The following is a 239-nucleotide window of genomic DNA, read 5'->3' as shown; positions in this document are numbered from 1 at the left end:
CTACTAAACCACGTAAGTGCACTTGATCGCCGTTAACTAGCGCATAAGCACCAATTGGCACCTGACACCCACCTTCTAAATGGCGGTTCATAGCGCGCTCGGCATTTACCCGAATACGTGTTTCGCTGTGCTCAAGTGGAGCAAGTAATGCTTTTATTGCTTCGTCATCAGTACGACACTCAATACCTACAGCACCTTGTCCATTGGCAGGCAATGACACTTCTGGCTCAATATAAGCA

1 pseudogene is annotated in these 239 nt (G+C 47.7%); it reads right to left on the bottom strand.

The features are described 5' to 3' along the window. A pseudogene (locus AAEY79_RS16295) lies at positions 1 to 239 on the bottom strand (hydroxymethylbilane synthase); the annotation flags it as partial.

The sequence above is a fragment of the Psychrobacter sp. GW64-MNA-CIBAN-0177 genome (assembly GCF_040309585.1).
In the GTDB taxonomy this organism is placed as follows: Bacteria; Pseudomonadota; Gammaproteobacteria; order Pseudomonadales; family Moraxellaceae; genus Psychrobacter; species Psychrobacter okhotskensis.
Note: the sequence above shows the minus strand (reverse complement) of the source record. Positions and strands in the feature narration are given on the sequence as shown.